Source organism: Pantoea sp. Ae19-2, from assembly GCF_059801205.1.
On the sequence record NZ_JBCHWE010000001.1, the window covers coordinates 2,629,947 to 2,653,356 of the forward strand.

Genomic DNA, 23,410 nt, shown 5'->3' on the forward strand with positions numbered 1-23,410 from the left:
AAAAAACAAAAAACCAGATTGCCCGCAATCTGGTTTTTTTATGGCTGTCAGAAATAAAAATTAACACTTTTCTAAAACTGACGCCGCGTTAATCTTTATGAGAAACGCGTTCCGCAGGGGTTTCTTCTGCCGTGGTGCGCGCTGCACTGGTGTCTTCGTCTTTCATGGCCTTTTTAAAGCCTTTGATTGCGGAGCCCAGATCGCCACCCAGAGAACGTAACTTGTTGGTGCCGAAAAGCAGTACGATAAGCGCACCGATAATCAGCAGCTTGGCAATACTGATACCTTCCATATATAACCTTTATAATCTGGCGAATAACGGTAACGCTTATTTAGGCGCAGTTTAGCGCTAACCTCAAGCGTAATCTGTAACAGATTAAGATCGCGCAGCGGCGCCGTCAGGCTTCAGGCCCAATCGGGTAGCGATGATCCCTGCCCCCGGTTAGCGCGTTCCATCCAGTTCGGGCCGGCTAAAACGGCGGTTATCCAGCACCGGCAGCATTGCGCGCGCTGTTGCGATTCTTTGTGGATCGAGCTCGGCAAAAATAAGTGCCCGGGACTCGGCCGCCCGGCTTATCGGTACGCCAAGGGGATCGACCACCATGCTATTGCCAATATTACGCATACCGCACTCGCCTACAGCCACCACATAACAGGTATTTTCCAGCGCGCGCGTGCGGGTAAGTAAATCCCAATGCATCTCTTTTAGCGGCCCTTTGACCCATGCGGAGGGTAAGACCAACACCTCGGCCCCCTCCAGCGCCAGACGCCGCGACAGCTCGGGAAAACGCACATCGTAGCAGGTCATCAGCCCGACTTTCATGCCCGCAACGTCCACCAGCGGCGGAATCTCTTGTCCGGCTTCAACCCGCTTTGATTCCTGCATCGCGAACGCATCGTACAGATGCAGCTTGCGGTATTCTGCCACGATCTTGCCATCGCGAATGACCACCAGCACGTTAAACACTTTGCGCTCACTGCCCGGCATATGCATTCCCAGCACGGTAGTCAGCCCATGGCCTTTGCTGGCGCTAAGCAGTTGCGACAGAAACGGCCCGTCAGGCGACTGAGCGGCTTCCAGTATGAAATCGGGATTAGTGATATCAGTGGCCAGCACCGCTTCTGGCAGAACCAGCAGATCGGCCCCGGCACGGCTGGCCTGGTCCATCATGTCCTGGCTGGTTATGGCGTTTTCCTGCCAGTCACGCTGAACCGCAAATTGCCCTAATGCGACTTTCATCGTGGGTTCTCCCTGAAAGCAGTACTGCCGTGATACAGGCCCTTTGGTAACCTTTCAATGCTCTTACAAAGGCTGAAGGGCTTTCACATGGTAGCGTGGTGATTCAACATAGCCTTCACGGCCATAAAACTGGTTAGCTTTAAGACGTGAAGCATGACAGTGAACTTCCATGCGGTCGCAGCCGTGCTGCGCTGCCAGGGCTTCTGCATGCTGGAGCAGTTTCTGGCCCACACCTTTGCTGCGCTCACCGTCCGCGATGCAAAAATAGCTGATACGGGCAAAATCCCCTGCCAGCGCCAACTGAGGGATAAAATGCAGGGAAAGGAATCCCAGTACATGATTACCCTGTTCTGCGATCAGCAGCTTTTCATTGGGGTCCGTCATAAGCTGGGCCAGACGTTGTTCAATAAAATGCTCTGTACCGCCATAACCGAGTTCACTTAACAACGCGCTCAGTACGAAGCTGTCCTTCGCCTGAGCCGGACGAATATCCATCCTGGCACCTCTTTATCTGTTATGCGGAGAGTCAGTTATAACCTGAGACGCGCTAAAATGCTCCCCCTGCGAGTTGTTATGATTATGTTACAAGGATTATCTGTGACTCGCGCCGCAGTTTACTGGCGGTTATCGTGCTGCAGTAGCCTGTCTGGCGCAGTGTGCCAGCGTGATATCGAAAAGCGCGGGAGGGCCTGAGGGCGTGATGTGCAGGAAATGATCCGGGGACGAGGCAGTGGCAGCACTGCAATTGCGCCTTAAAGCCGTTTCTTCCTTCAGCCAGAAATGTGACGCATACCGGCATAAAAAAACCCGCCAGAAGGCGGGTTTTTAGAATTCTGACTGTTAACTTACAGACTGATAACGTTAGCAGCAGATGGGCCTTTTGCGCCGTCAGTGATTTCAAACTCTACACGCTGACCTTCAGCCAGAGTTTTGAAGCCATTGCTCTGGATCGCAGAGAAGTGTACGAATACATCTTTGCTGCCATCTTCAGGAGTAATGAAACCGAATCCTTTAGATTCATTAAACCACTTAACGTTACCTTTAATCTTAGACATCTATATTACCTTTACATGAAAAATGGACACTAAACTGTGTCGCCATCTAGTACAGCAATTGCTGAGGGTTTTGTCCAGCCTGATTTGATGAAAAAGTGATAAATATCGCTATTATTTACCCTTTGGTTACTTTTTCACTGGCTCCAGAGCTTAAAACTGCCAGCGCAGCCAGGCAAAATACACGTTACCGTTGTTGTAAGTGCCTGGAATATAAGTCATTTGAAAGTTCAGCGAACCATAACCTATTGACGCCAACGGTAATATGGCCGGAACGGGATAGTATCCCCAGTTATGCCGTGCCGTTACCCCTGCGGTATAGCCCAGACCATAGTGAAAATTTTGATCCTGCAAAGGTCGCCAGGTGGCCTCCCAGCCGTAACCGCCAAACGGTTCCCACTTGTTGAAAGAATCTTTGAACGCCATCAGGTAAAGGCCGTGCCAGTTCCCTTTCTCATCGTAACGCGAAACGCCACCACCGGCGCCCCAGGGACGTTCGTTATATCTGTGAATATGCTCTTCATCATACGTCCAGCGGTTGTGCCAGGTGATGGCGGGCACATAAACATCAATTGCATCAGGCTGTTGCCAGGTTTGCTGGACGTTGCCGGTAAAGGTATCCCAGCCTGATTTAATCTCTTGGGAGAGCATAGCGGCCTGGAGGGAAAAAGAAAAAAACAGCGCCAGTAATGGAGCTGATAACGTTGTTAAAAGGTACCTGTTCACTTCGGTATTACCTGTCTCTTATTGATTGAACGCAGTGTTCCATGCTGAAAATCAGCAACGAGAAGACCCGCCTGACCCGAAATTTAAAAAAAATGCTCAGGGTATTCAGCATGTAATTATCATTGACGTAATAAAGCACGAGCAATTTTAGCGCAAAAAAGATGAACCAAGCCCAAACAGCAAGAATTTTCAACATTTCCACTAAGTTCTGTAGTTTTCACAACCAAACTCAACACTTACGCAACATCACGTCGCGCCTTCATACAGGCGCCGAACGGGGCGAGCAGTGATAAACAGCGACTTTTACCATCACACCACCTCAGGTAAACCACATAAAGAATGATTAAGGATCAGGGTAATGCCAGTAAAAATGCGCTCGCTTAACCAGGTAGCAGGTAGCAGGTAGCAGGTAGCAGGTAGCAGGTAGCAGGATGAAAATCTTACCGGCTCGCGGTGTCAAGAGAAACGCTCACTGGTCGGGCTGCGGGCACCCGTCAAGATGCCCGTCGAATCAGAAAATCAGTTTGAATACCCCTGTCAGGGTCAACAGTCCCACGATAAAAATAATGGCGATAATCCACAGAATTATTTTCATTTCCTCTCCCTTACCATTAAAAAACATTCCCATAACAGTATAGGCAAGATTCAGCGATGTGCTTTTTGCTTATTGCGTTCTCAACTATGAAAGCAACATTCAGCTTTAATTGTGATTTTCTGTGAGAAGCATCGCATAGCGGCCTTTTTGTCATCCCTGTCGCTTCGTTTTAAGAATCATCTCTGGCTAAAATTTAGGCGGACAGGACAGCTCGACGGTTTTGACACTAAAAATGCAAAGCAGGGAGAGAGACCTTATGAGTAGCATTAATACCAGCATGGGCCGCTACAGCCTGAAGGCAAAAGACAGCGGTGAACAAATCAAAGGTTTTTTCGCCATTAATGATGAAGGCGGCACGCAACTTACCCGACAGGAATTTGCGGAGCATTACCTTGATGATGTGGTGAATAACGTGATTTATCCGGTTACCGGAGGTAACCGGGAGATTGCCCGCGCACTGCGAGAACAGATGGTAAAAGCGGGCTTTGAAGCGTCAGATTAACGGCAGGGGCCGCCATGTTTGCGCGGCCCTTTTGTCACGTGCAGGCGCCCTTACACCACGTAAGAAAGTAGCAAGCATCCCACTAAACCACACACTGATATAATCGTTTCCAGTGCTGACCAGGAGCGGATGGTTTCGCCTATCGTCAGGTTGAAATACTCTTTAAACAGCCAGAATCCTGGATCGTTAACGTGTGAAAAAATCACACTGCCCGACCCCACGGCTATCACCATTAATTCAGGACTGGCACCGCTGGTTACAATTAACGGCGCGACAATGCCTCCGGCGGTAATCGCCGCCACGGTTGCCGAGCCAAGCGCGATACGCAGCACAGCAGCAATAGACCAGGCCATAAACAACGGCGACAAATTGGTGGCATGCATCATATTGGCAATGTATTTATCCACGCCGCTGTCCACCAGAACCTGCTTGAAGGCCCCGCCGCCCCCGATAATCAGCAGCATCATGGCAATAATTTTGATGGAATCGCTTAACGTGTCCATCACCTGTTCCATGCTGCGCCCGCGGTTCAGACCAAAGGTGAAGATCGCAATCAGCACGGCAATTAGCGTCGCCATAACAGGATCGCCAAAGAACTCGGCATAAGGCAACAGCGCGTGTCCCTTGGGCAGCACCATCTCCGCTACCGCACGCAGTGCCATCAGGATGACCGGAACAAGCGATGTCCAGACGCTGACGCCAAAGCCTGGCATTTCGGCTTCACTAAAGGTTTTGGGGTTGTAGAGCCCTTCAGGGATAGGCTTATCAATGCCTTTGAGGAAACGCGCGTAGACCGGCCCCGCCAGGATAACGGTCGGAATGCCCAGTAAGGTACCAAAAAGCAGGGTTTTTCCCATATCGGCGTTAAACAGCGTCGCTATTGCCGTGGGGCCAGGATGAGGCGGTAAAAACCCATGGGTGACAGACAACGCCGCCGCCATAGGAACGCCAACAAACAGCAGCGGTACCCGTGCAGAAGCCGCAACGCTAAACACCAGCGGCAGCATCAGCACAAAGCCCACTTCGTAGAACAAGGCAAAACCAACGATAAAACCGGTCAGCACCAGCGCCCACTGGATGTGCCTTGTGCCAAATTTATCGATCAACGTGGTGGCGATACGTTGTGCACCACCACAGTCGGCCAGTAATTTACCGAGCATGGCACCAAATCCCATGATCAGCGCCAGTCCGCCCAGCGTCCCGCCGACGCCGTTTTTAATCGAAAGAATGACTTTGTTGACCGGCATGCCCTGCATGATCCCTACCGCTAGGGCGACCAAAATCAGTGCGATAAAGCCGTTGAGTTTAAAGCGAATCATCAGCAGTAACAGTAATGCCACGCCAATCGCCACATAGAGTAATGGCATAATTTTTCTCCACCTGATGCTCTGAATCTTCTCAGTGCCGCTTTGTTATCGTCGTCCCGGAGGACGCGCAAAATTGGGGCGCTGCCATGGTCGTAACATTTTGACAACCCCTGTTACCGATAACATGTTAAGGGTAACATCCGTGTTAAAGCATCACTCCACGTCGTTGAATTTGCGTTTTGCGAAGACGATCAACTTTTGCTCCCCTCGCTATAAGAAAGTTTCCCGGGGCCGATCGCCCGCTTTTCGTTACACTCAGATTTTAGCGAAGATATAAAAGGATGCGCTGGTGAGTGACAATCTGAGTGAGCTGTACAGCAATCAACAAACCCTTTTCGGCCAGGGAAGCCTTAACAAACTGCTTCCCCTGTTGGCCGCCCAACCCCAGGCTACCCTGCTCTTTTGCGGCCGTTCGTTCTTACAGGGCGACGCCTATGCCCGAATTAAAACCACGCTGAACGATCACATTGTGGGTTATGAAATTGTGAGCAACGAGGCCTCGCCTGCCGATATTGATGGCTGGGTGGCACGTTGGCGCGGCCATGTCGATCGGGTTATCGCCGTAGGAGGCGGCAGTGTTCTGGATGCCGCCAAGGCCTTCAGCGCCATGATTCAGCACCCGCTTCCCACCGCCCGCTACCTGGAAAAAGTCGGAGACACGGCAGTCAGCGCCGTTACCTTGCCGCTCATCGCGATTCCCACCACGGCGGGCACCGGCAGTGAGGTCACGCAGAACGCCGTCGTGACTGACCAGCGGGATATCCAGATAAAAGCATCGTTGCGCCATCCGGTGTTCGTGCCACAGGTCGCGATTCTCGATCCCGACTTGCTTAAGGGCGCCCCCGATAAGGTGCTGGCCACCTGTGGAATCGACGCGTTTACCCATTTATTTGAAGCCTATCTTTCCAGCAAGGGCAACCTCTTTACGCGCCAGTTAGCCCTTACCGGACTGCGTCAGTTTATTCAGGGATGGCCTCGGCAAAACCAGCAAGACGAAACCGGCGATCGCGCGCGTGAGGCGATGATGATGGCGTCCTGGTTGGGCGGTGTCAGCCTGAGCAGCGCGGGGCTGGGCGTCATTCACGGCATCGCCGGAGAGCTGGGCGCGATTAAACCCTTCCATCATGGTGAAGTGTGCGGCAGGCTGCTGTTCACGTTTCTGGATCATCTTGCAGACAGCCAGCATGCGCGCCAGCGTCAGCTCATGGATGAAATGCATGCGCAGCTTTTTGACGAGGAGACCGATTCACCCGCGCGCTATCTTAAAGCCTGGCTACAACGCTCAGCCATTATGACGTTCTGGCAGGAGGGGCCAACGTTAAGCCCGTCGGATATCGACTGGATCCTGGCCCGGGCCAACAGTAAAAACAGCCTCGTCAGCTACAGCAAAGATGAGATGCGCGACATGATTACGCGCGCCTGGCCGGTCAGCGCGTAAGCGTAGTGCGGGCGGTGTTTTAGCCCGCACATTCCCCCTGTTCCGCCCCGCCAAAGGGCGTTTCACCTGCAAGCATTTGCTCGATCACCTGTAGCACACCTTCATCATTATTCGCGGGTGCCAGGAAGCGCGCGGCGTCTTTAACCCGCTGCGGCGCATTGCTCATCGCGAAACTGAAACCCGACTGCTGCAGCATCTCGAGATCGTTACCGCCGTCGCCAAAGGCCAGTACCCGATCGTGAGAAATGCCCCAGCGCTGCGCCAGCAGGTTAAGGCCGTTAGCTTTATGCTGACCAGGAACGATTAAGTCAACCGAACCGTGCCCGCTCGACGTCGCCGCCGCCGCCGAACCTTCGTGCAGGCGCTGGATATCCGCCATTAAAGGCTCGACATACTCATCCGACAGATTAAGGGCAAACTTAAGTATCCTGTCGTCGGCAACCTCATCAAGAGAACGAATGGGCCTGAGCCGGTGGCAATAATGCCGCATCTTGACCAGCCACTTCTCATCCATCCCTTCGAAGTAGTAGGCGCTCTCATGTCCGCAGAGCAGATAGCGCAGATCAGGATAGTGGCCATTTTCAAGCGTATCGAGTACCGCATCAATGTCATTACGGCTAAAAGCACCGCAGAACAGTTCTTCATCACGATCGATAATTAACGCGCCGTTTTCTGCGACAAACGCAATCTCACTGGCGATCTCAGGGAAAAATGAGCGGAGTTGATGGTATTGATTGCCGCTGGCCACGACAAATTTGATATGTCGCTGAGTGAGCTGGTGGTAACAGGCGAGGAACCGCGCGCGGTTATACTGCTTTTTGTCATCCAGAAAGGTGCCATCCATATCAACAGCAACCATCTTAACCGTGGTCATCAGAACTCCTTAGCCGGTAAACGTTCAGGATTAACTGTCAGAATAGCCTGGTAACGGGCGTTCGGTGCATAAAAAAGGGATGGCATCGGCCATCCCTGTGTCGCTATTGAGACGCGTTATTCAGGATTAACGAGGTAATAATGCCGGTGGCGGCGGCAATCAATACATAGTTACCGTCGATGTCGGCCCAGTGCTGACCCGGCGGCGGTTCTCTCAGACCACGCTCACGCCAGTCATCAACCCGATAATCTTCACCGCAGTACTCTCGCGGTACAGGACCACCACGGCGAAACTCATGACCGCGCCAGGCAAAGCGATCGTGATGATAATCGCGCCGCACATCTGGCGGTGGCGGGCCAGGCCGGTGGCCGGGAGGTCCATCGCGATCCAGGCCTGGCGGGCCATCGCCGTCGGGACCGCGGCCAGGATGATGCCACGGACCGTCTGGGCCGCCTGGCCCCTGTGCCAGCCCAGGGCTGCTGTACATCGTGCTGTATGCTAAAAGGGCGATAATCAAACCTGATTTTATTTTTTTCATGGTACTGCCTCCAGTGGTAACGGCGACTCAGCGCCGTTGCCATTACTATTGTCGTAACTGGAAGAAATAAGAATGACCAAAACTCTTAAAAGTCAGCGCGCTAAACAGGCGCGGACGGCGTCTCTCTCTCGTCAGGCACGCTGCATCAGGCGTGAAACACAGATACCTTGCGGAAAATCGTTTGGGGACTCAAACCTGGCGAGGCATCAAAATAAAACCCCGATCCTGAGATCGGGAAGTTATCGTCAAAGCCAGTAAACTGGAAAATGCCCCTTAAGAGAAAAAGGGAGAAGCAAAGCAGACAACACCACATCACAAGTGTCGGGATGAAATAATAACCTCTGGTTAATGACAGTTGGATGAAAAACGGCGCGGATATATTTTACATGCCGGTTTGATCCAATAAGAAATACACCGCTGCACATCGCAAACCTGAAAACGGGTGTTCAGTTTTATCCGTTCAGGCGCGCTTTACGCCTGAACGGATGACCATCAGGGGTAACTCAGCAGCACAGGCGCATCCGGTAATTTTGTAAACCTGCGGATGATTTGATGGTAATCCGCCACCGGATCGAGCTGACTAAACTGCTTTGGATACAAATCTTTTGCCAGAATCTCCATCCCGATAATGTTGTAAGGATGGTTGTAGAAGTGGTGATAGATCCCGTAGGTGCGCCCCTGTTTTACCGGCTCAATCTGCGCTAATCCTATACGCTTCAACAACGTCGTAAAGGTTGCCGCCACCGCTTTCCTGTCCGATCCGTAACCGAACGGCAGTACATTACTGTTTGAACGTTTTGACCCCGTCATGATGTAAACGTCCGGCTTCATGGCAATGATTTTCTCAAGGGAAACAAAACCTGCGTTACCCGGCAGCAAAGTCGATCCGATATTTTTGCCGCCGACCGCTTCCACCAGTCCACCCCAGCCGCTGTGGCTATGCGTAAAGCAGCAGCTGTCGCTGTTACCGGCTATCGGTTCAATAAAGACGGTGGGTTTGGTTTTAACCTGGTCAATGCCCTTCTGCAGATTCTGCCAGTGCTGCTGGTAAAAATCGGTGTAGGCCTTCGCCTCGGCTTCACGGTTCAGCACTTTACCCAGCAGCGTAATACCCGGCACGGTGTTTTCTTTAGGATGCAGTTCATAGTCAACAAACACGACCGGGATGTTCAGGCTTTTGAGCGTGGTCAGCACTCCCGACTGCATCAGCGCAGGTTTGGCACGCAACTGCGCAATCATGATATCCGGTTTCTTTGCCAATACGCTTTCGAGGTTCACCTGCCCCTGATCGTTGAAGCCCATATCCACAATCTTCTCAGCCTGCGGCCAGGTTTTCTTCAGCAGCGCCCAGGTTTGCGTATCCTGTTTCTTTGGCAGGTTATTCCATGCCACAACCCGTTTAAAAGGGTTATCCCGGTCCAGCAGCGCCAGCGTCATGATGTCTCGCCCGTCCTGGAGAATGACGTGCTGAGGTTCTTTCTGCAGCGTAATCGTCTGTCCATCCACATCCGTTACGGTCAGAGGATAGGTGGTGGCCGAACAGACCGTTGAGGCCAGCAACGTGGCTGCAAAAATACCGAATTTCATGTTTATTAACCCTGTTGAGAAATAAGAATTATTCTCGTTAACTTTACCATGCTAATTCGTAACAAATATAAACCTTTGTTTAATGAATACGTCTGAACGCTGTCTCAGGTTGGCGCCGTCCCGGCATAAGGATCGGACGGCGCCTTGATATCAATGAGAATTACGCCTTAAGCAGCGAATAAAAAATGGCCGAAATGGCGATCAGACCGGCGAGCATCACAAACAGATTACTGAGTTTGCCACTGTATTGACGCATAGCGGGCACCCGCTGGATAGCGTACATCGGCATCAAAAACAGAATTACGGCAATGATCGGGCCGCCCAGCGTTTCAATCATTTTGAGGATATTGGGATCGAGCGTTGCCACCAGCCAGGTTGTCAGCAGCATAAACACGGCCGTCAGACGATTCAGCCTGTCAGGGGCTAACGCTTTGCCCCGGCTACGGAGCGCTTTATTCACCATGCCGTTGAACCCTTCACGTGCGCCCAGATAGTGGCCAAGGAATGACTTGGTAATCGCCACCACGGCTATCAACGGCCCAATCCAGGCGATAAGCGGCGCATTAAAATGGTTGGCAAGGTAGGACAAGATCGAAATGTTTTGCGCTTTAGCGGACTGTAAGTCTTGCGGCGAGAGGCTGAGTACGCAGCTGAAGACAAAGAACATCACGGTAAGCACCATCAAAAGGTGCGCGCAGGCCAGAATCCGGGAGCATTTTCGCTCGGCCTGCTCGCCGTACTCCTGCCGCTTCGCCAGGGCGAACGAGGAGATGATTGGCGAGTGATTAAACGAGAATACCATGACCGGCAGGGCAAGCCACAGCGTCATCCACAGATTGCGCCCGCTGCCCGTATTGAGGGTTTCCAGTGCGGCCCCGTGCCAGTAAGGAATCAGACAACACGCCATCAGCATCAACACGGCGACAAACGGATAAACCAGGACGCTCATCGCTTTCACAATCATGCTTTTGCCAAAGCGCACCACCGTCATCATGCCGATAATCAATATCAACGACAGGAGCGCACGCGGCGGCGGCACCAGGCCCAGTTGGTTCACCATCAGGCTTTCAACGGTATTAGTCATGGCTACGCTGTACATCAGCAAAATAGGGTAAATGGCAAAAAAATAGAGCAGCGTAATCAGTTTGCCCGCCCCTGCGCCAAAATGCTCTTCAACCACGTCGGTGATATCCCCTGCCGGATTGCTGCCAGAGAGGACAAAACGCGTTAAGGCCCGATGGGCAAAGAAGGTCAAGGGAAACGCCAGCACCGCCATAACGATCAAGGGTAACAGTCCCCCCATGCCCGCATTGATCGGCAGAAACAACACGCCCGCACCGATAGCGGTGCCATATAAACCCAGCATCCAGACGGTATCCGTTTTTCGCCAGCCAGTTTCATCATTAACGTGAGGGGTTTCCAGCGTGCGGGTTTGCGAGGTTTTCATCAGATCTTCCAGAATATGCATCAGCCTGAATCAAGGCTTGCAGCGGGTAAAGGGTTGGCGTTTTTCGCCATCAACGCATGTGTGCAACCTGCCAGATTCAGCCCGTCCCGTCAGGACGTAATCGATTGCGCCCCATTTTTTACACTATCTGACGGTAAAAATTCAAGTTAAGCGCCATATCGTGCATCTTTCCGGCAAAAACAGGGGAAAACGTGTGATGACGGCGTTACGGCCTGCCCCGTCCGCCATAGTTTGCGGATACCGCTCTGCTTACCCATTTTTTCCTCACTACACTTCAATCACCTTTAACATTTTGGACAGGACAGTGCGCTCAACCGCGCTGTTAATGCTGCAGCCGCCCGATCGGCGGTTGCCGTCCAGTGATTTACAGGAGTCGACTCTATGAAAGCGTTAACCTATCACGGCCCTCATAAAGTCAGCGTTGATAACGTTGCCGATCCCGGACTGGAAGCCGCCGATGATATTATTCTGCGCGTAACGGCCACGGCGATCTGTGGCTCTGACCTGCACCTTTATCGAGGAAAAATTCCCGGCACCGATCATGGCGATATTTTCGGCCACGAGTTCATGGGTGAAGTGGTGGAAGCCGGCAGTGCGGTAACGGCCGTGGCAAAAGGCGACCGCGTGGTGATCCCGTTTGTTATCGCCTGCGGTGACTGCTTTTTTTGTCATCTGCATCAGTATGCCGCGTGTGAAAACACCAACAGCGGCAAAGGCGCGGCGCTAAACCGCAAAAGCATCACGCCGCCGGCGGCCCTGTTTGGCTACAGCAAACTCTATGGCGGAGTGCCCGGTGGTCAGGCAGAATACGTGCGCGTGCCTAAGGCCAACGCCGGCCCTTTTAAAGTGCCGAACACCCTTTCAGACGAAAAGGTTCTGTTCCTGTCCGACATTTTGCCTACCGCCTGGCAGGCGGTGAAAAATGCCGAGATTAAACAGGGATCGAGCGTCGCTATTTTTGGCGCAGGTCCTGTGGGCCTGCTCAGTGCCGCCTGTGCCCGACTGGAAGGTGCAGAGCAGATCTACATGATCGATCACAATGACTACCGGCTGAATTTTGCCAGAGAGCGCTACGGCGTGATCCCCATCAACTTTGATAACAACGACGATCCCGCCGCCTGGATTATTGAGCACAGCGCGGGACACCGCGGTGTGGACGGCGTGATTGACGCGGTGGGTTTTGAAGCCAAAGGCAGCATGACCGAAACAGTGCTAACCAACCTGAAGCTAGAAGGCAGCAGCGGCAAAGCGTTACGTCAATGCATCGCTGCGGTTCGCCGTGGCGGCATTGTCAGCGTGCCCGGCGTGTATGCGGGATTTATTCATGGTTTCCTGTTTGGCGATGCGTTTGACAAGGGCCTGACCTTTAAAATGGGCCAGACGCATGTGCATGCTTACCTGCCCGATCTGTTGAATTTGATTGAAAAAGGGCATTTAACACCGGAAGAAATCGTGACGCATCATATGCCACTGGAAGATGCCGCTCGCGGTTATGAGATTTTTGAAAAGCGTGAAGAAGCGTGCCGGAAGGTTATTCTGGTGCCTGGCATGATGCCAACCCAGGCCACGCTGTAAAAACATGGGCGGGAGATTCCCGCCCATGTTTTTTATCTGTGGGATTTGGCCTGTGCGTAAGCGGCGTCCAGATCCAGCCTCTGCCAGAATGCCTGATCGGCGCCCGGTCCACCCAGCGGATAACCGGCAGATAAGGCACTTTTCACCATCAGTTCACGGCGCTGTTTTGCGGACAGCTGTGGTAAGGCCGTTTCCAGCAGCACCTCGGCCCCGTCCGGTACCCGCAGTTTGGCCGTGTTCCCGGCGACCTTGGGCAGGTTATAGCTCATCGTAAAGCGATAAAACGGCTTCATGCTGCCATTGCCGTAAGGATCATCGCTACCGGCAGGTTTGGCGCACGCCGCCAGGGTTGTTCCACACTCTTTTTCCAGCGCGCTACGCAGTTGTTGACGGGCATCGTTGAATAACGTCCGATAAGCGGCATCGTTCAGATAATGGGCAACGTTGTATTGCGCCACCATGCGCGAGCCCATCACGTCGAGCGGGTAGTGTACGCCCAGAACCAGCCGTGAATAGCCGTAGCGTGCGCCGCGTTGCAGTAAGGCTTCAAACCGCTCCGGCACCATCTCTGCCAGCAGCAGCGCATCGGTATAGCCCGTGTTGGTGTGCCCGCTGGGGAACGAGCCGCCATCGGCCGTGTAGGGATGATTGTCTTTGATCACCGTATCATCCGGCACCAGATGAATCGTATTCCCTTTGTGCAGGAAAGGACGCGGATAGTTAAAATGTTTTTTTGCTTCACCGGTACTGACTTCACTGGCTTTGATCAGGGCTGCCGCCTTATTGATTTCGCCTTTGTCATAGGCGGCCAGGAAGGCTTTACCTAAACGCGGCCCGAGGGCATCGGCGAGAAAATAGAGATAGCTGATCCCCTCTGCGTCCGCCAGCGCCTGATGGCGCTCGCCCTGAGTGGCATTGAGATTAATTGATGTCACCGTGGCACGATTGGCGTCCAGTACCGCTTCCGGCAGCGTGCTGAACCCTGATAACAGGGCAATACCTGCCTTTTGCAACGCATTCCCCTGGAAATCATAACCACTGGCTTTCAGCCACTGGTAGTCAGCGAGTTTATCACTCTGCTTCGCCTGCTTGAGTTGGTCACGGCTGAGCGCAGGCGCGCCATGTTGTATGGCCGCACGCTCTGCCGCCAGCGCCTGTAATTCAAGTGCGTTAAAAGCCGGGCTGGACGATCCCTGCGAGGTGTTGTTTGCCAGCATGCTGGCCTCGGACAACGAAATTGCCTGTGCCTGCTGCGCCACCAGCAGTGCCGCCGCAATCAGCGTGAATTTCATTTTCATTATTATTCCTTTGATGTCTGATTATCTCTGACCTTGCCGGTTGTCACGCTAGCATTGCCCTATGACATTTTTATTTCAGCTGTTATGCCAGAGGTTTACCCCCAAAGCGTGTTGCGCGCTGAAAAAACCACCGCAAACGGGCAGCAAAAACGGCCTAACCCGCTACGCTAGTGTAGGATTGACCGGTGTTATTCACAGATAACGAGGTCTTGCCCAATGGCGATGTCAAGACTACGCCCCGCCACCTCTTTACGACGTTGTGAGGGCGTTAGCGCACGAATGCCATCTGACATTGATTAAAAAACAGAATTGATCGTTGATTACCGTTGCGACATTCATACACTCTCGGGTTGCGAATGGCCGCATCGGCGTGCGTGCTTATTAAGGGATGTTTACATGAGGTTATCCAATGCGCTTTAAAGGACTTACTGTCGGGTTTTTCCTTCTGATTTTAGCAATGGCCACCATTGCCTTTTTTGAAGTATTAGCGCCCTACTTTTCGGCCATTTTGTGGGCAGCGGTGCTGGCCGTCATCTTCCACCCGCTCAAAAGGTATCTGCGCGGCAAACTGGGCGATCGTAACGGTCTTGCCTCACTGCTGACGCTGGTTTGCATCTGCCTGATCGTTTTCACCCCGTTAGCGATCATCGCCTCATCCATGGTGGTGGAGGTGAACACGGTTTATCACAAGCTGCAAACCAACTCCGCCCAGTTTCCGGTGGTCTTCGCCGATTTGTTACAGCACCTACCGGGCTGGGCTAAACATTATCTGGCTGAAAATAATCTGGACAATGCCACGCAGATTCAGCAGAAGCTGTCGGCATTTGCCCTTAAGGGCGGTCAGTATCTGGCGGGCAGCGCCTTTATCATCGGTAAAGGTACGTTCAGTTTTACCGTTGGCTTCGGCATCATGCTTTACCTGCTGTTCTTCCTGCTGAAAGATGGTTCCTATCTGGTGCATCTCATTCTGGAAGCACTTCCGCTGTCTACCTACGTTAAACATCATCTGTTTATGAAATTTGCTGCGGTGTCACGCGCAACGGTGAAAGGCACGGTCGTCGTTGGCGTCGTGCAGGGGATTCTGGGCGGGCTGGCTTTCTGGTTTACCGGCATCGATGGCAGCCTGCTATGGGGCGCATTGATGGGCTTCCTGTCACTGGTTCCTGCGGTCGGTTCCGCCATCATCTGGGTTCCGGCGACCATTTTCTTCTTCGCCACCGGTGCGCTGTGGAAAGGGTTGTTCCTCGTTGGCTTCTTTGTCGTGGTTGTCGGCCTGGTAGATAACATTCTGCGCCCGCTGCTGGTGGGCAAAGACACCAAAATGCCTGACTACCTGATTCTGATTACGACGCTGGGTGGGATGGAAATCTACGGCATTAACGGCTTCGTGATTGGCCCGGTGATCGCCGCGCTGTTCATTGCCTGCTGGAATCTGCTGTCCGGACGCGATAACCGTGAAAACATCGAAGAGATCGATGAAGAGTTTATTGAAGAAGGAAAAAAACAGTCTGATACAGCACAACAGGATGCGGCAGAAGCAGAGGCCGCAAAGGCCGAGGCCTTAGAGGCGAAAACGGTTCCGGCCGAGCCGGCTCGAAAATAAGCCATAAAAAAACCCACCATCGGTGGGTTTCTTCACACTAAAGCGGCTTAGTTAGTCGCTTTATTTTTCAGGTCTTCAGCACCCTGCTTGGTTTTATCCCAGCCTTTCTCGGTGCCTTCTTTGGTTTTGTGCCAGCCTTTCTGCGTGCTTTCAGAAATTTTGCTGGAGGTCGAATTGCTCTTGCCTTCTGCGGCATGCTCAGACTTCAGCTTCAGCTCTTCGCCTTTATGCTCGGTCTGATGCAGTTTTTCTTTAGCGGTATCTGCGCCTTTGTGCGCTTCAGCGACAGTTTCATCCGTTGTGGTAGCAGCGAAAACTGGCGAGGCCAGTAAAACAGCAGACAGTGCAATAATTGCTTTCTTCATCGTAATTCCCTCTTGTGTGAAATTTGTCGTCTTGCGTGATTATCCTGGCACAGGGGACCAAAGAACGATTTAAGAATAGACCTGAAATGAAATATGGCGAACCTGACTGGTTAAAAGTCCATCAGCCACATAATCTTTTCTACCACAAATCCAGCTGCTGGCTGCCCGGCGAAGGTGATTTGGCGGCGGCTCTGGCCTTACGTACGCGCGGCGCAGGCGCGGGTTGCGCCATCGCCTGATGGATCCAGTGCATAATCACCGCGACCACATAAGCCTGATGTTTATCATCCAGCGCCTGATGCTGAGCAATCCCGTGCCATTTCGCCAGACAGCCACGACAACAGGTCGCGGTGGCGTGCTGCGCGATGAAAACCGGATGGCCGCGCATTGGCGTCTGTTTACCGTCATTAGGCGGTGCGCTGGCAGCCAGCCGCTGCTGGACAAACGTGGCCGCATGGGCTGCCACATCGGCCTCTCCCTTCGTCAGGCAGTAGTCATATTCCGACCGCCCCAGACGGAAACGCTGACGAAAAGGCGATTGGGCTAAGCGCTGAAACAGCGCGTCAAAGGTGTTCATCACTGGCGCATCACCGGATTAACTTTTTCTGCCTGACAGATAGCGAACGCCTCGGTCGCCAAACGTCTCGCGGTGCGGCTGCCCTGCATGCAGGTGAAAAATATCGCCTTCGCGATAGGTGGTCGCCTGATTTTCGGTGTACAAGGTAATATCGCCACTCAGGATCAGAGCCATCGCCTCAAAGGGATGTTCATGATGATCCAGCTCGCTATTTGCGCCCCGCTCCACAATAACCGGCTCTGCAAACCCTTTTTCTGCCAGCAGGGTTCGAAATTGCTGTTCTGTCATTTGTGCTCCCATGAGTCGTGCCATTTTCTGTCAGTGTAGACAATCCTGGCGCAGTTCGTCAGGGCCATCCCCCGTCCAGAGCTTACGTAAAGTAGCGCAAGCAAGGTTGTAAGAGATAATCCCGCATGTGTACTTTCTGGTTACTTCATCACTAACATTTCATTAAAAATGGACGAAGCATGCAGCAAAGGGTAAAGACGGCATTACTTTTAATCAACCAGCGCTCACGTAAAGGTCGCATTGATGCCGCGCGCGCCACGCAGCTGCTGCAGCAATCCGGTTTGATTCTGCTAGAACCCGCTTACGACGACAGCCGTCCTTACGCTGAGCTCATCACCGCGTATGCCAGCCAGGTGGATCTGGTGATTGTCGGCGGGGGCGACGGCACCCTCAATGCGGCGGCAGCGGGCCTTATGCAGACCGGCTTACCCTTAGGCATTTTGCCCCTTGGCACCGCCAACGATTTTGCACGTACGCTCGGGATTCCGCCTCAGCTGGAGCAGGCTGTCAGCATCATTTGCCAGGGACACGTACGCTTTGTGGATTTGGGTGAGGTAAATGGTCATTTGTTCCTGAACGTATCCAGCATCGGTTTTTCGGCAGAGCTGGCGCGGAACCTTACGGCTCAGGCCAAAAAACGCTGGGGCGTGCTGGGTTATGCTTTTGCAGCACTGCGCATCTTGCGGCAAAGCCGCCCCTTTAGTGCGACGTTACATCATGAGGGACAGGCTATTGCGATCAAAACCGTTCAGGTTTCGGTCGGTAACGGACGTTTTTACGGCGGTGGCATGACCGTAGAGCAAAGCGCGGCCCCGGACGATGGGCTGCTGGACGTCTACAGCCTGGAGTTGAAAAGAAGCTGGCAGTTGCTGGCGCTCTTCCCCTCTTTGCGGCGCGGCACCCAGGGCCGCTGGCGTAACGTACGCACCTTCAGCACCACGGCACTCACGCTGCATACGCGCCGTCCGCACTACATTAACGCCGACGGCGAAATTATTGGGCAAACGCCCGCGCAGTTTTGCCTGATTAATGATGCGCTCAAGGTGCTGGCCCCTGAAAAGCGCCACCCTTAACGGGCAACATCAGCAGGCTGAGGTTTTAGCATAGCGACCAGCGCCATGCCCATCAGCCCCAGACCGATAAGCACCAGAAAATAGTAGTTCAGCAAATGCCACAGCCAGATACCGGCCACGCCGCCCACCAGAAAAGCAAGAATCGTGTAGGTATGCAGTCGCAGGCGTTCCAGATAGAGTGGCGCATCTTTGGGTGATTCTTTTCGCCGGAGGACATCAAACAGCATGGCCAGTTCGATGCCAATGTCTGTGGAGGTACCGGACACGTGCGTCGTTCTGACGCGCGCATTCGAGATACGCGTGACCACCGCATTTTGCAGCCCCATTAAAAAGCTCAGGCTCAGGATCAGCACCACACCGGATGCAGCAATGGGATAGCGAGCCTCAATCACGCCCAGCGCCACCAGCGCAATGCCTTCTATAAAGATATTCACCGCGTAAATAGTGCGAATTTTGCGTCTGCGTCCGGCATTAATAATTAATGTGGAAAAGAGCGCGCCCACAATAAACATGCAGACGATAAACAGGAAAAACAGACCGTTGTGAAACTTTGCCTTGGCCAGAAAATCGGACAGCGAAGAGACGTTGCCGGTCATATTGGCGGAAAAGAATCCTACAATCTCAAACGCGGCGGTATTTAAGGCGCCCGCCACGGCGGCAAGGGTGCAGGCAAGACGGCTATCAGCGATATACGTCCGTTCTGTTTCTGTGCTGATAAGCATAAGGTCCACTCTGCAAGACAACCCACTCAGGTTGGCCGATTTTACGCCAGCCGCCTGTTGGCGTGAAGAAACGCCGGAATAATTTTTTAGACGCTCTTCACGAATGGGCCTGGTAATACGCGATTAAGGCCAGCAGGTTAACGATGACCGCTGGCCTGTCTGGATGTCACAGCCGAATTTTCTTTAGTCCTTCAGCGCTTGTTGCAGATACGCTCGCGGACAGCAGCTATGCGGCAAAACCATAAAGCTTCAACTGGTGAAAACGTCCGATAACATCATGCTTTTAGGCTTGAAAAACCGGGAAAGTAGTGAGATGGATCTGTTTATGTCCAGCGTGGCGTTTACTGCAGACAATACCTATTCCCGCTTCGTGCCCGTGAAGTTTGATCAGTTATCGAAGCACTTCATTGAAACGGACAATCCAGCGCTGGAAGTGGTCTGGGGCGCGGCCATAGACGATAAGAACGTGCTGAGCTATAAACTGGCGTTAGGCAGTTATACCTATTCCTGCGGTGACATTGAATCCAGGCCAAACGACACGGCAAACCAGCTGTATGGTGAATCAGAAAATGGCGCTGAAGCAGAGATAAAATAGCGCGATGAAGATCAAAACAGACTGCCAGAGTAAGTCGCGAGCAGCCCACCACGCGGTTAACGGCACGCTGTTTGAGGTGCCCGCGTAAAGCGCCCATGAACGATAGCAAAGCGTTCCTCTATCGTTGCCTGCTCACCGACAGTGACATTCTTTAAGGTCATCTCAAGCGGATAAACTTCGCTGTAACCATCCAGCGTAAGTTTCCCCTTGCCTGTTTTGACGTTATCGAAGGTGATATCGCGGTAATCCGGGATCATTGTGCCGCTTGCGTGCGTATCATAGTGCGTATCCATGACCACGGGATTGTCCACGTTCTGCATACAGACATTTTGATAGCGAATCGCCCGGACCTGCCCGCCCCGCGAGCGATCGCTTTTGATACGCAGGCCATTCGTCGTGCCGGTTAACGTCAGCCCGTCAACCAGTACATCACTAACGCCACGGTTGATTTCACTGCCAATTGACATACCGTGCCCAAAGCCAAACTGGTTATTCAGGATGGAGATATGGGAGGCAGGCGCATTGCCCGCTTTAATCGCCACATTGTCATCGCCGGTGCTGATTCGACTGTTAATTAGCGTGACATCGGAAGAACCCATCGGGTCCACGCCATCGGTGTTTCGCGCGGTGGCAGGCGTGTCGATGGTGATGCCCCACAGCGTAATGCCCTGACTGTCATTGATGACTACATGAAAGTTTGGCGCGTTCTTCAGGGTGATCTGGTACAGCGTAATATCACTGGCATGATCAATCTGAATCAGTCGCGGGGCGTTTTGCTTCGCCTCATCATTTTTGGCGCTGGCTGCCAGTTGCCACCAGGTTTGCCCCTCACCTGCCATGCTGGCAGCGCCCTGCCCGTCGATCACGCCTTGCCCGTAAATCCCGCTGCCGTGGACGTGATTAAGCGTAATAAACGCCCGGCAACCATTGCCCTGGTTATCCAGCTTCCCGCAGCTCCCGCGGCCGTTATCGTATAAGCGTGGATCCGGGATGGCGCTCAGCACCGCACCCTTATCAACTCCCAGGCTGACGCCGGAGGGCAAAGACAGGGGGCCGCTAGTCAACGTCTTTACAGTGGGCGATGGCACTAACAGTACCATCCTGCCAGGTGGGCAGTTGTTCAGCGCCTGTTGAATGTGCGGGCCGATATTGGATTGATTGCTTGCATAAATCCGCTGGCAAACGGGCGGCGAGACAGGCTGTGTCACCCTTCTTCGATCGCCAGCCTGAGCCGTAAAACTCATCAATACGCTCAAAACTGCGAACAGAATAGAGGCGCTGCGGCACATCGTCACATTCAGATTCGTCATAGTGAAAAGGCGATAAGGAAACAGAGCCTCACAATACGCAAGTCCTTCTTTGCAGGTAAAGCAGAATCACGGTAGCAGCGCCAGGAGTGGTCAAAATGTTAAATTCTGACTGCTTGCCGTTCTTCAGGTCATCATCTTTTTATTGCGCTGATGCCTGATACGCCCGGTTTGTTACCTGCTGATGCCCTGTGGTAAAAGCCGCTAAAAATCACATAATCTGTCATGACGCTCTTTGAATAAAAGGTGAGCCTGACGTGGAAAGCTATGACGCTATTTATCGTCGCCTCCAGAGGGAAGGCCATGAAGCCTGGACCGGCAGCGGTTATCAACGGGCGCATCAGCAACTTAACGCCACCATTAGCTGGCTGGGTGCTGCGCAGTTCATCCCACCTGGCGGAACGTTCCTTGAGTTGGGCTGCGGCAACGGTGCCATGGCCTCACATTGTTTTGCCGAAAAAGGCTTTCGGGTATTTGGCGTGGATATTTCAGCGGTCGCCGTGGACTGGGCCAGATCGCGATTCGCGGCGTCAGGCTTGAGCGGCTGTTTTGATCAGGGCGATGTCTGTGACCTGGCACATTATCCGGATGCAACGTTTGATGTCGTCTTTGACGGCAGTTGCTTTCACTGCCTGATCGGTCCCCAGCGCGCGGCGTGCCTCAAGGCTCTGCATCGGATTCTGGCTACCAATGGCACATTGATCATCAGCAGTATGTATGGTGCGCCTAAACAGCGAACCGACCTTGACCGCTATGATGCCCGCAGCGGGGTTTTAATGGTTAACGGTCATCCCTGGCGCACCCTGAAGCCGCTGGATGCACTTATCGCCGAGATCGCGGACGCGGGATTTATGCTGGTTGGGCAGGCGGTAAATGTTAATCCTTGGTGGGATCACGCGACGCTGGTTTATCACAAAGCGCCTTCTCCGTCCGTAAAAGCCCAGGCGTGCTTTTAAGCGTAATGGCGCTGAAAACAGGCGTTTGTCGCTCTGTTACAGCCTTAACGCGGTGCATAAAAAAAGCCCATAAAATGGGCTTCATCAAACAGGCAACCATTACATGCAACATCCTGACCTGGCTGGGTCAGGATTCAGAAGTCATGTTACTGGTTAGCCGCGCGCTCTTGCTTGATCTTGTGCGCGTAATCAATGACTTCTTCACCGGTCTTGCCAGCCAGCGCGCCTTTGATCTTTTTATCGATCAGTGCGCGTCCGCCTTCGTCACCGCTGCCCGCCTGCATCAACTCTTTCATACTGACCTGGCTGAACGCAATGACTTGAATAGCATCGTTAAAGGCCGCGCGTTTATCTTCGGCAAGAGAATCACGGACTTTTTGCATAGAGGTTTGAAAGGCCTGTTCGGATGAACCATCAATCTTTGGCTCGCCACAACCTGTTAACGCGAAAGCTAATAAAATGACTGCCACTGCTTTTTTCATATCGTCTTTATCCTAAAAAAGTTCTTCGCAATGGTAAGTTTTTGTGATGTTTTTTTAAAGAACTATTTATTGTAAGGCATCAGCCTGTATGCCTTATCAACAGCACCGTTGAAAGCTCAGGGGCTTTGTTGAATAAATCAAATTTCGGGTAAGTATCCCCGTGCCGGGCTGCGTTTTCAGGCGATACGCTCGCTTTCAGGCATACCTGCTTTCGTCATTTTGTTCAACGCGCGCACCATGGCTATAGCCTCCGTAACCTGACCATCATAATCCCGCAGCGTCAGTGAACCGCCGAACAGCTGCTTCACCTGCTACATCGCCGTTTCCGCTATTGAGCGGCGATTGTAATCTGTTGTCCATTTCCATCGGGCATTGCTTCCGCTCAAGCGCTGATTCGCAACAGCACGGTTGCGATACGCGTATTCACCGGGCCAGTAACCCATGCTCTTCCTGGACGGGATAAGCGCGCTGATTTTCTTGCGCCGCAGTTCATCGTGACAGAGCCGGGTGTCGTAAGCTCCGTCTACCGCTGCTGCCCTGATTTTTCTGTGCGTCTGCCGGATAAGTCCCGGGAAGGCCTCTGAGTCCGTTACGTTGTTCAGCGACAGGTCTGAACAGATGATTTCATGTGTTTTACCATCGACAGCAAGGTGCAGCTTTCGCCAGATACGACGGCGCTCTTTGCCGTGTTTTTTGACCTTCCATTCGCCTTCACCGAAAACTTTCAGCCCGGAGGAATCAATCACCAGATGCGCGATTTCACCCCGGGTGGACGTTTTGAAACTGACATTGACCGACTTCGCCCGCTTACTGACACTGGTGTAATCCGGGGATCGCAGAGGAACGTCCATCAGGGCAAAAACGGAATCAATAAAGCCCTGAGCAGCTCGCAGGGCCAGCCGGAACAGGCGTTTAATCATCAGGACAGTCGTGATAGCAAGGTCAGAATAACGCTGAGGTCTTCCCCGGGATGAAGGCGCTGCTGACTCATACCAGGCCTGAATCGCCTCATCGTCAAGCCAGAAAGTGATGGAGACACGGTTGATGAGGGCTTTGTTGTAGGTAGGCCAGTTGGTGATTTTGAACTTCTGGTTTGCCACGGGACTGCCTGTATTGTCAGGAGAATGCGTGTTCTGATCCTGCAACTCAGCAAAAGTTCGATTTATTCAACAAAGCCGGAGA

Annotated in this window: 25 protein-coding genes and 1 pseudogene; 7 read left to right on the forward strand and 19 right to left on the reverse strand. The window is 52.9% G+C overall.

Annotated elements, in window-relative coordinates; all coding sequences use genetic code 11:
- Positions 1–88 precede the first annotated feature (88 nt).
- From tatE to AAIE03_RS12260, 6 genes are all read right to left on the reverse strand, one after another.
- Positions 89–292 (reverse strand): twin-arginine translocase subunit TatE, encoded by a 204-nt coding sequence (gene tatE, locus AAIE03_RS12235; RefSeq protein ID WP_013025006.1) that lies wholly within the window; start codon positions 290–292, stop codon positions 89–91.
- Between the two features lie 150 nt (positions 293–442).
- Positions 443–1,240 (reverse strand): deaminated glutathione amidase, encoded by a 798-nt coding sequence (locus AAIE03_RS12240; RefSeq protein ID WP_024471159.1) that lies wholly within the window; start codon positions 1,238–1,240, stop codon positions 443–445.
- A 63-nt stretch (positions 1,241–1,303) separates the two neighbouring features.
- Complete coding sequence (locus AAIE03_RS12245; protein ID WP_013025004.1) at positions 1,304–1,735, reverse strand: GNAT family N-acetyltransferase; 432 nt, start codon at positions 1,733–1,735, stop codon at positions 1,304–1,306.
- Between the two features lie 350 nt (positions 1,736–2,085).
- On the reverse strand, positions 2,086–2,295 hold the full coding sequence (cspE, locus tag AAIE03_RS12250; protein ID WP_006118399.1) for a transcription antiterminator/RNA stability regulator CspE: 210 nt from the start codon (positions 2,293–2,295) through the stop codon (positions 2,086–2,088).
- A 150-nt stretch (positions 2,296–2,445) separates the two neighbouring features.
- Positions 2,446–3,018, reverse strand: a complete 573-nt coding sequence (pagP, locus tag AAIE03_RS12255) for a lipid IV(A) palmitoyltransferase PagP (RefSeq protein WP_015700757.1) — start codon at positions 3,016–3,018, stop codon at positions 2,446–2,448.
- A gap of 511 nt (positions 3,019–3,529) precedes the next feature.
- The gene (locus AAIE03_RS12260; protein ID WP_441338923.1) at positions 3,530–3,646 is read right to left on the reverse strand and encodes a small membrane protein YohP; all 117 of its coding nucleotides are present in this window, start codon (positions 3,644–3,646) and stop codon (positions 3,530–3,532) included.
- Positions 3,647–3,869: 223 nt separating this feature from the next.
- Between AAIE03_RS12260 and AAIE03_RS12265 the strand changes: the two genes are divergently transcribed.
- Complete coding sequence (locus AAIE03_RS12265; protein WP_014606320.1) at positions 3,870–4,115, forward strand: hypothetical protein; 246 nt, start codon at positions 3,870–3,872, stop codon at positions 4,113–4,115.
- 50 nt (positions 4,116–4,165) lie between these two features.
- Here AAIE03_RS12265 and gntT read toward each other — a convergent pair whose 3' ends face one another.
- Positions 4,166–5,482: a gluconate transporter gene (gene gntT / locus AAIE03_RS12270; RefSeq protein WP_014593160.1), complete on the reverse strand. Its 1,317-nt coding sequence runs from the start codon at positions 5,480–5,482 to the stop codon at positions 4,166–4,168.
- Between the two features lie 289 nt (positions 5,483–5,771).
- Between gntT and AAIE03_RS12275 the strand changes: the two genes are divergently transcribed.
- Complete coding sequence (locus AAIE03_RS12275; RefSeq protein ID WP_041930725.1) at positions 5,772–6,920, forward strand: iron-containing alcohol dehydrogenase; 1,149 nt, start codon at positions 5,772–5,774, stop codon at positions 6,918–6,920.
- A 19-nt stretch (positions 6,921–6,939) separates the two neighbouring features.
- Here the strand turns inward: AAIE03_RS12275 and AAIE03_RS12280 are convergent, their stop codons facing one another.
- The 4 genes from AAIE03_RS12280 to AAIE03_RS12295 all read right to left on the reverse strand — a co-directional run bounded on the left by AAIE03_RS12280 (position 6,940) and on the right by AAIE03_RS12295 (position 11,366).
- Entirely contained in the window at positions 6,940–7,794 is an 855-nt protein-coding gene (locus AAIE03_RS12280) for a Cof-type HAD-IIB family hydrolase (RefSeq protein ID WP_014593158.1), read from the reverse strand.
- Between the two features lie 103 nt (positions 7,795–7,897).
- Entirely contained in the window at positions 7,898–8,332 is a 435-nt protein-coding gene (locus AAIE03_RS12285; RefSeq protein WP_014593157.1) for an RcnB family protein, read from the reverse strand.
- A gap of 492 nt (positions 8,333–8,824) precedes the next feature.
- The gene (locus tag AAIE03_RS12290) at positions 8,825–9,919 is read right to left on the reverse strand and encodes an ABC transporter substrate-binding protein (RefSeq protein ID WP_014593156.1); all 1,095 of its coding nucleotides are present in this window, start codon (positions 9,917–9,919) and stop codon (positions 8,825–8,827) included.
- A 160-nt stretch (positions 9,920–10,079) separates the two neighbouring features.
- On the reverse strand, positions 10,080–11,366 hold the full coding sequence (locus AAIE03_RS12295) for an HAAAP family serine/threonine permease (RefSeq protein WP_024471162.1): 1,287 nt from the start codon (positions 11,364–11,366) through the stop codon (positions 10,080–10,082).
- 402 nt (positions 11,367–11,768) lie between these two features.
- On the opposite strand from AAIE03_RS12295, the gene AAIE03_RS12300 reads away from it, so the two are divergent.
- Positions 11,769–12,962 carry a zinc-dependent alcohol dehydrogenase gene (locus AAIE03_RS12300; protein WP_024471163.1) on the forward strand — a complete coding sequence of 398 codons (1,194 nt, stop codon included), beginning with the start codon at positions 11,769–11,771 and terminating at the stop codon, positions 12,960–12,962.
- 32 nt (positions 12,963–12,994) lie between these two features.
- On the opposite strand, the gene AAIE03_RS12305 is transcribed toward AAIE03_RS12300, so the two are convergent.
- The gene (locus AAIE03_RS12305; RefSeq protein WP_064373403.1) at positions 12,995–14,260 is read right to left on the reverse strand and encodes an acid phosphatase; all 1,266 of its coding nucleotides are present in this window, start codon (positions 14,258–14,260) and stop codon (positions 12,995–12,997) included.
- Positions 14,261–14,669: 409 nt separating this feature from the next.
- Between AAIE03_RS12305 and AAIE03_RS12310 the strand changes: the two genes are divergently transcribed.
- On the forward strand, positions 14,670–15,863 hold the full coding sequence (locus tag AAIE03_RS12310) for an AI-2E family transporter (RefSeq protein WP_013024992.1): 1,194 nt from the start codon (positions 14,670–14,672) through the stop codon (positions 15,861–15,863).
- A gap of 47 nt (positions 15,864–15,910) precedes the next feature.
- On the opposite strand, the gene AAIE03_RS12315 is transcribed toward AAIE03_RS12310, so the two are convergent.
- The 3 genes from AAIE03_RS12315 to AAIE03_RS12325 form a co-directional block, all read right to left on the reverse strand.
- Positions 15,911–16,228, reverse strand: coding sequence for a KPN_00521 family repetitive protein (locus AAIE03_RS12315; protein ID WP_013024991.1), 318 nt, complete (start codon positions 16,226–16,228; stop codon positions 15,911–15,913).
- A 139-nt stretch (positions 16,229–16,367) separates the two neighbouring features.
- Positions 16,368–16,805 carry a DUF4186 domain-containing protein gene (locus tag AAIE03_RS12320; protein ID WP_019105987.1) on the reverse strand — a complete coding sequence of 146 codons (438 nt, stop codon included), beginning with the start codon at positions 16,803–16,805 and terminating at the stop codon, positions 16,368–16,370.
- Positions 16,806–16,823: 18 nt separating this feature from the next.
- The gene (locus AAIE03_RS12325; protein WP_014606329.1) at positions 16,824–17,093 is read right to left on the reverse strand and encodes a cupin domain-containing protein; all 270 of its coding nucleotides are present in this window, start codon (positions 17,091–17,093) and stop codon (positions 16,824–16,826) included.
- Positions 17,094–17,272: 179 nt separating this feature from the next.
- On the opposite strand from AAIE03_RS12325, the gene AAIE03_RS12330 reads away from it, so the two are divergent.
- Positions 17,273–18,166 carry a lipid kinase gene (locus AAIE03_RS12330; RefSeq protein ID WP_015700765.1) on the forward strand — a complete coding sequence of 298 codons (894 nt, stop codon included), beginning with the start codon at positions 17,273–17,275 and terminating at the stop codon, positions 18,164–18,166.
- On the opposite strand, the gene AAIE03_RS12335 is transcribed toward AAIE03_RS12330, so the two are convergent.
- Positions 18,163–18,888 (reverse strand): YoaK family protein, encoded by a 726-nt coding sequence (locus AAIE03_RS12335; RefSeq protein ID WP_014606331.1) that lies wholly within the window; start codon positions 18,886–18,888, stop codon positions 18,163–18,165. The genes AAIE03_RS12330 and AAIE03_RS12335 overlap by 4 nt on opposite strands.
- Positions 18,889–19,201: 313 nt before the next feature.
- On the opposite strand from AAIE03_RS12335, the gene AAIE03_RS12340 reads away from it, so the two are divergent.
- Positions 19,202–19,483: a hypothetical protein gene (locus AAIE03_RS12340; RefSeq protein WP_246871684.1), complete on the forward strand. Its 282-nt coding sequence runs from the start codon at positions 19,202–19,204 to the stop codon at positions 19,481–19,483.
- A gap of 56 nt (positions 19,484–19,539) precedes the next feature.
- Here the strand turns inward: AAIE03_RS12340 and AAIE03_RS12345 are convergent, their stop codons facing one another.
- The gene (locus tag AAIE03_RS12345) at positions 19,540–20,772 is read right to left on the reverse strand and encodes a glycoside hydrolase family 28 protein (protein ID WP_202631289.1); all 1,233 of its coding nucleotides are present in this window, start codon (positions 20,770–20,772) and stop codon (positions 19,540–19,542) included.
- 275 nt (positions 20,773–21,047) lie between these two features.
- On the opposite strand from AAIE03_RS12345, the gene AAIE03_RS12350 reads away from it, so the two are divergent.
- Complete coding sequence (locus AAIE03_RS12350) at positions 21,048–21,746, forward strand: class I SAM-dependent methyltransferase (protein ID WP_024471166.1); 699 nt, start codon at positions 21,048–21,050, stop codon at positions 21,744–21,746.
- 146 nt (positions 21,747–21,892) lie between these two features.
- On the opposite strand, the gene AAIE03_RS12355 is transcribed toward AAIE03_RS12350, so the two are convergent.
- A complete protein-coding gene (locus AAIE03_RS12355) occupies positions 21,893–22,228 on the reverse strand; it encodes a DUF6694 family lipoprotein (protein ID WP_014606334.1) in 336 nt (111 codons plus the stop codon).
- A gap of 176 nt (positions 22,229–22,404) precedes the next feature.
- Positions 22,405–23,373 (reverse strand): annotated as a pseudogene (locus AAIE03_RS12360) (IS5-like element ISPan1 family transposase).
- Between the last annotated feature and the right edge of the window lie 37 nt (positions 23,374–23,410).

What these genes read in the sequence shown, in the direction of transcription:
- AAIE03_RS12315 (WP_013024991.1), bottom strand. Translation starts at nt 16,228, where the DNA reads ATGAAGAAAGCAATTATTGCACTGTCTGCTGTTTTACTGGCCTCGCCA.
- AAIE03_RS12325 (WP_014606329.1), bottom strand. Translation starts at nt 17,093, where the DNA reads ATGACAGAACAGCAATTTCGAACCCTGCTGGCAGAAAAAGGGTTTGCA.
- gntT (WP_014593160.1), bottom strand. Translation starts at nt 5,482, where the DNA reads ATGCCATTACTCTATGTGGCGATTGGCGTGGCATTACTGTTACTGCTG.
- AAIE03_RS12340 (WP_246871684.1), top strand. Translation starts at nt 19,202, where the DNA reads ATGGATCTGTTTATGTCCAGCGTGGCGTTTACTGCAGACAATACCTAT.
- AAIE03_RS12265 (WP_014606320.1), top strand. Translation starts at nt 3,870, where the DNA reads ATGAGTAGCATTAATACCAGCATGGGCCGCTACAGCCTGAAGGCAAAA.
- AAIE03_RS12280 (WP_014593158.1), bottom strand. Translation starts at nt 7,794, where the DNA reads ATGACCACGGTTAAGATGGTTGCTGTTGATATGGATGGCACCTTTCTG.
- AAIE03_RS12310 (WP_013024992.1), top strand. Translation starts at nt 14,670, where the DNA reads ATGCGCTTTAAAGGACTTACTGTCGGGTTTTTCCTTCTGATTTTAGCA.
- AAIE03_RS12300 (WP_024471163.1), top strand. Translation starts at nt 11,769, where the DNA reads ATGAAAGCGTTAACCTATCACGGCCCTCATAAAGTCAGCGTTGATAAC.
- AAIE03_RS12330 (WP_015700765.1), top strand. Translation starts at nt 17,273, where the DNA reads ATGCAGCAAAGGGTAAAGACGGCATTACTTTTAATCAACCAGCGCTCA.
- AAIE03_RS12345 (WP_202631289.1), bottom strand. Translation starts at nt 20,772, where the DNA reads ATGTGCCGCAGCGCCTCTATTCTGTTCGCAGTTTTGAGCGTATTGATG.
- AAIE03_RS12245 (WP_013025004.1), bottom strand. Translation starts at nt 1,735, where the DNA reads ATGGATATTCGTCCGGCTCAGGCGAAGGACAGCTTCGTACTGAGCGCG.
- AAIE03_RS12305 (WP_064373403.1), bottom strand. Translation starts at nt 14,260, where the DNA reads ATGAAAATGAAATTCACGCTGATTGCGGCGGCACTGCTGGTGGCGCAG.
- AAIE03_RS12295 (WP_024471162.1), bottom strand. Translation starts at nt 11,366, where the DNA reads ATGAAAACCTCGCAAACCCGCACGCTGGAAACCCCTCACGTTAATGAT.
- AAIE03_RS12260 (WP_441338923.1), bottom strand. Translation starts at nt 3,646, where the DNA reads ATGGGAATGTTTTTTAATGGTAAGGGAGAGGAAATGAAAATAATTCTG.
- AAIE03_RS12355 (WP_014606334.1), bottom strand. Translation starts at nt 22,228, where the DNA reads ATGAAAAAAGCAGTGGCAGTCATTTTATTAGCTTTCGCGTTAACAGGT.
- AAIE03_RS12290 (WP_014593156.1), bottom strand. Translation starts at nt 9,919, where the DNA reads ATGAAATTCGGTATTTTTGCAGCCACGTTGCTGGCCTCAACGGTCTGT.
- AAIE03_RS12285 (WP_014593157.1), bottom strand. Translation starts at nt 8,332, where the DNA reads ATGAAAAAAATAAAATCAGGTTTGATTATCGCCCTTTTAGCATACAGC.
- tatE (WP_013025006.1), bottom strand. Translation starts at nt 292, where the DNA reads ATGGAAGGTATCAGTATTGCCAAGCTGCTGATTATCGGTGCGCTTATC.
- AAIE03_RS12240 (WP_024471159.1), bottom strand. Translation starts at nt 1,240, where the DNA reads ATGAAAGTCGCATTAGGGCAATTTGCGGTTCAGCGTGACTGGCAGGAA.
- cspE (WP_006118399.1), bottom strand. Translation starts at nt 2,295, where the DNA reads ATGTCTAAGATTAAAGGTAACGTTAAGTGGTTTAATGAATCTAAAGGA.
- AAIE03_RS12335 (WP_014606331.1), bottom strand. Translation starts at nt 18,888, where the DNA reads ATGCTTATCAGCACAGAAACAGAACGGACGTATATCGCTGATAGCCGT.
- AAIE03_RS12320 (WP_019105987.1), bottom strand. Translation starts at nt 16,805, where the DNA reads ATGAACACCTTTGACGCGCTGTTTCAGCGCTTAGCCCAATCGCCTTTT.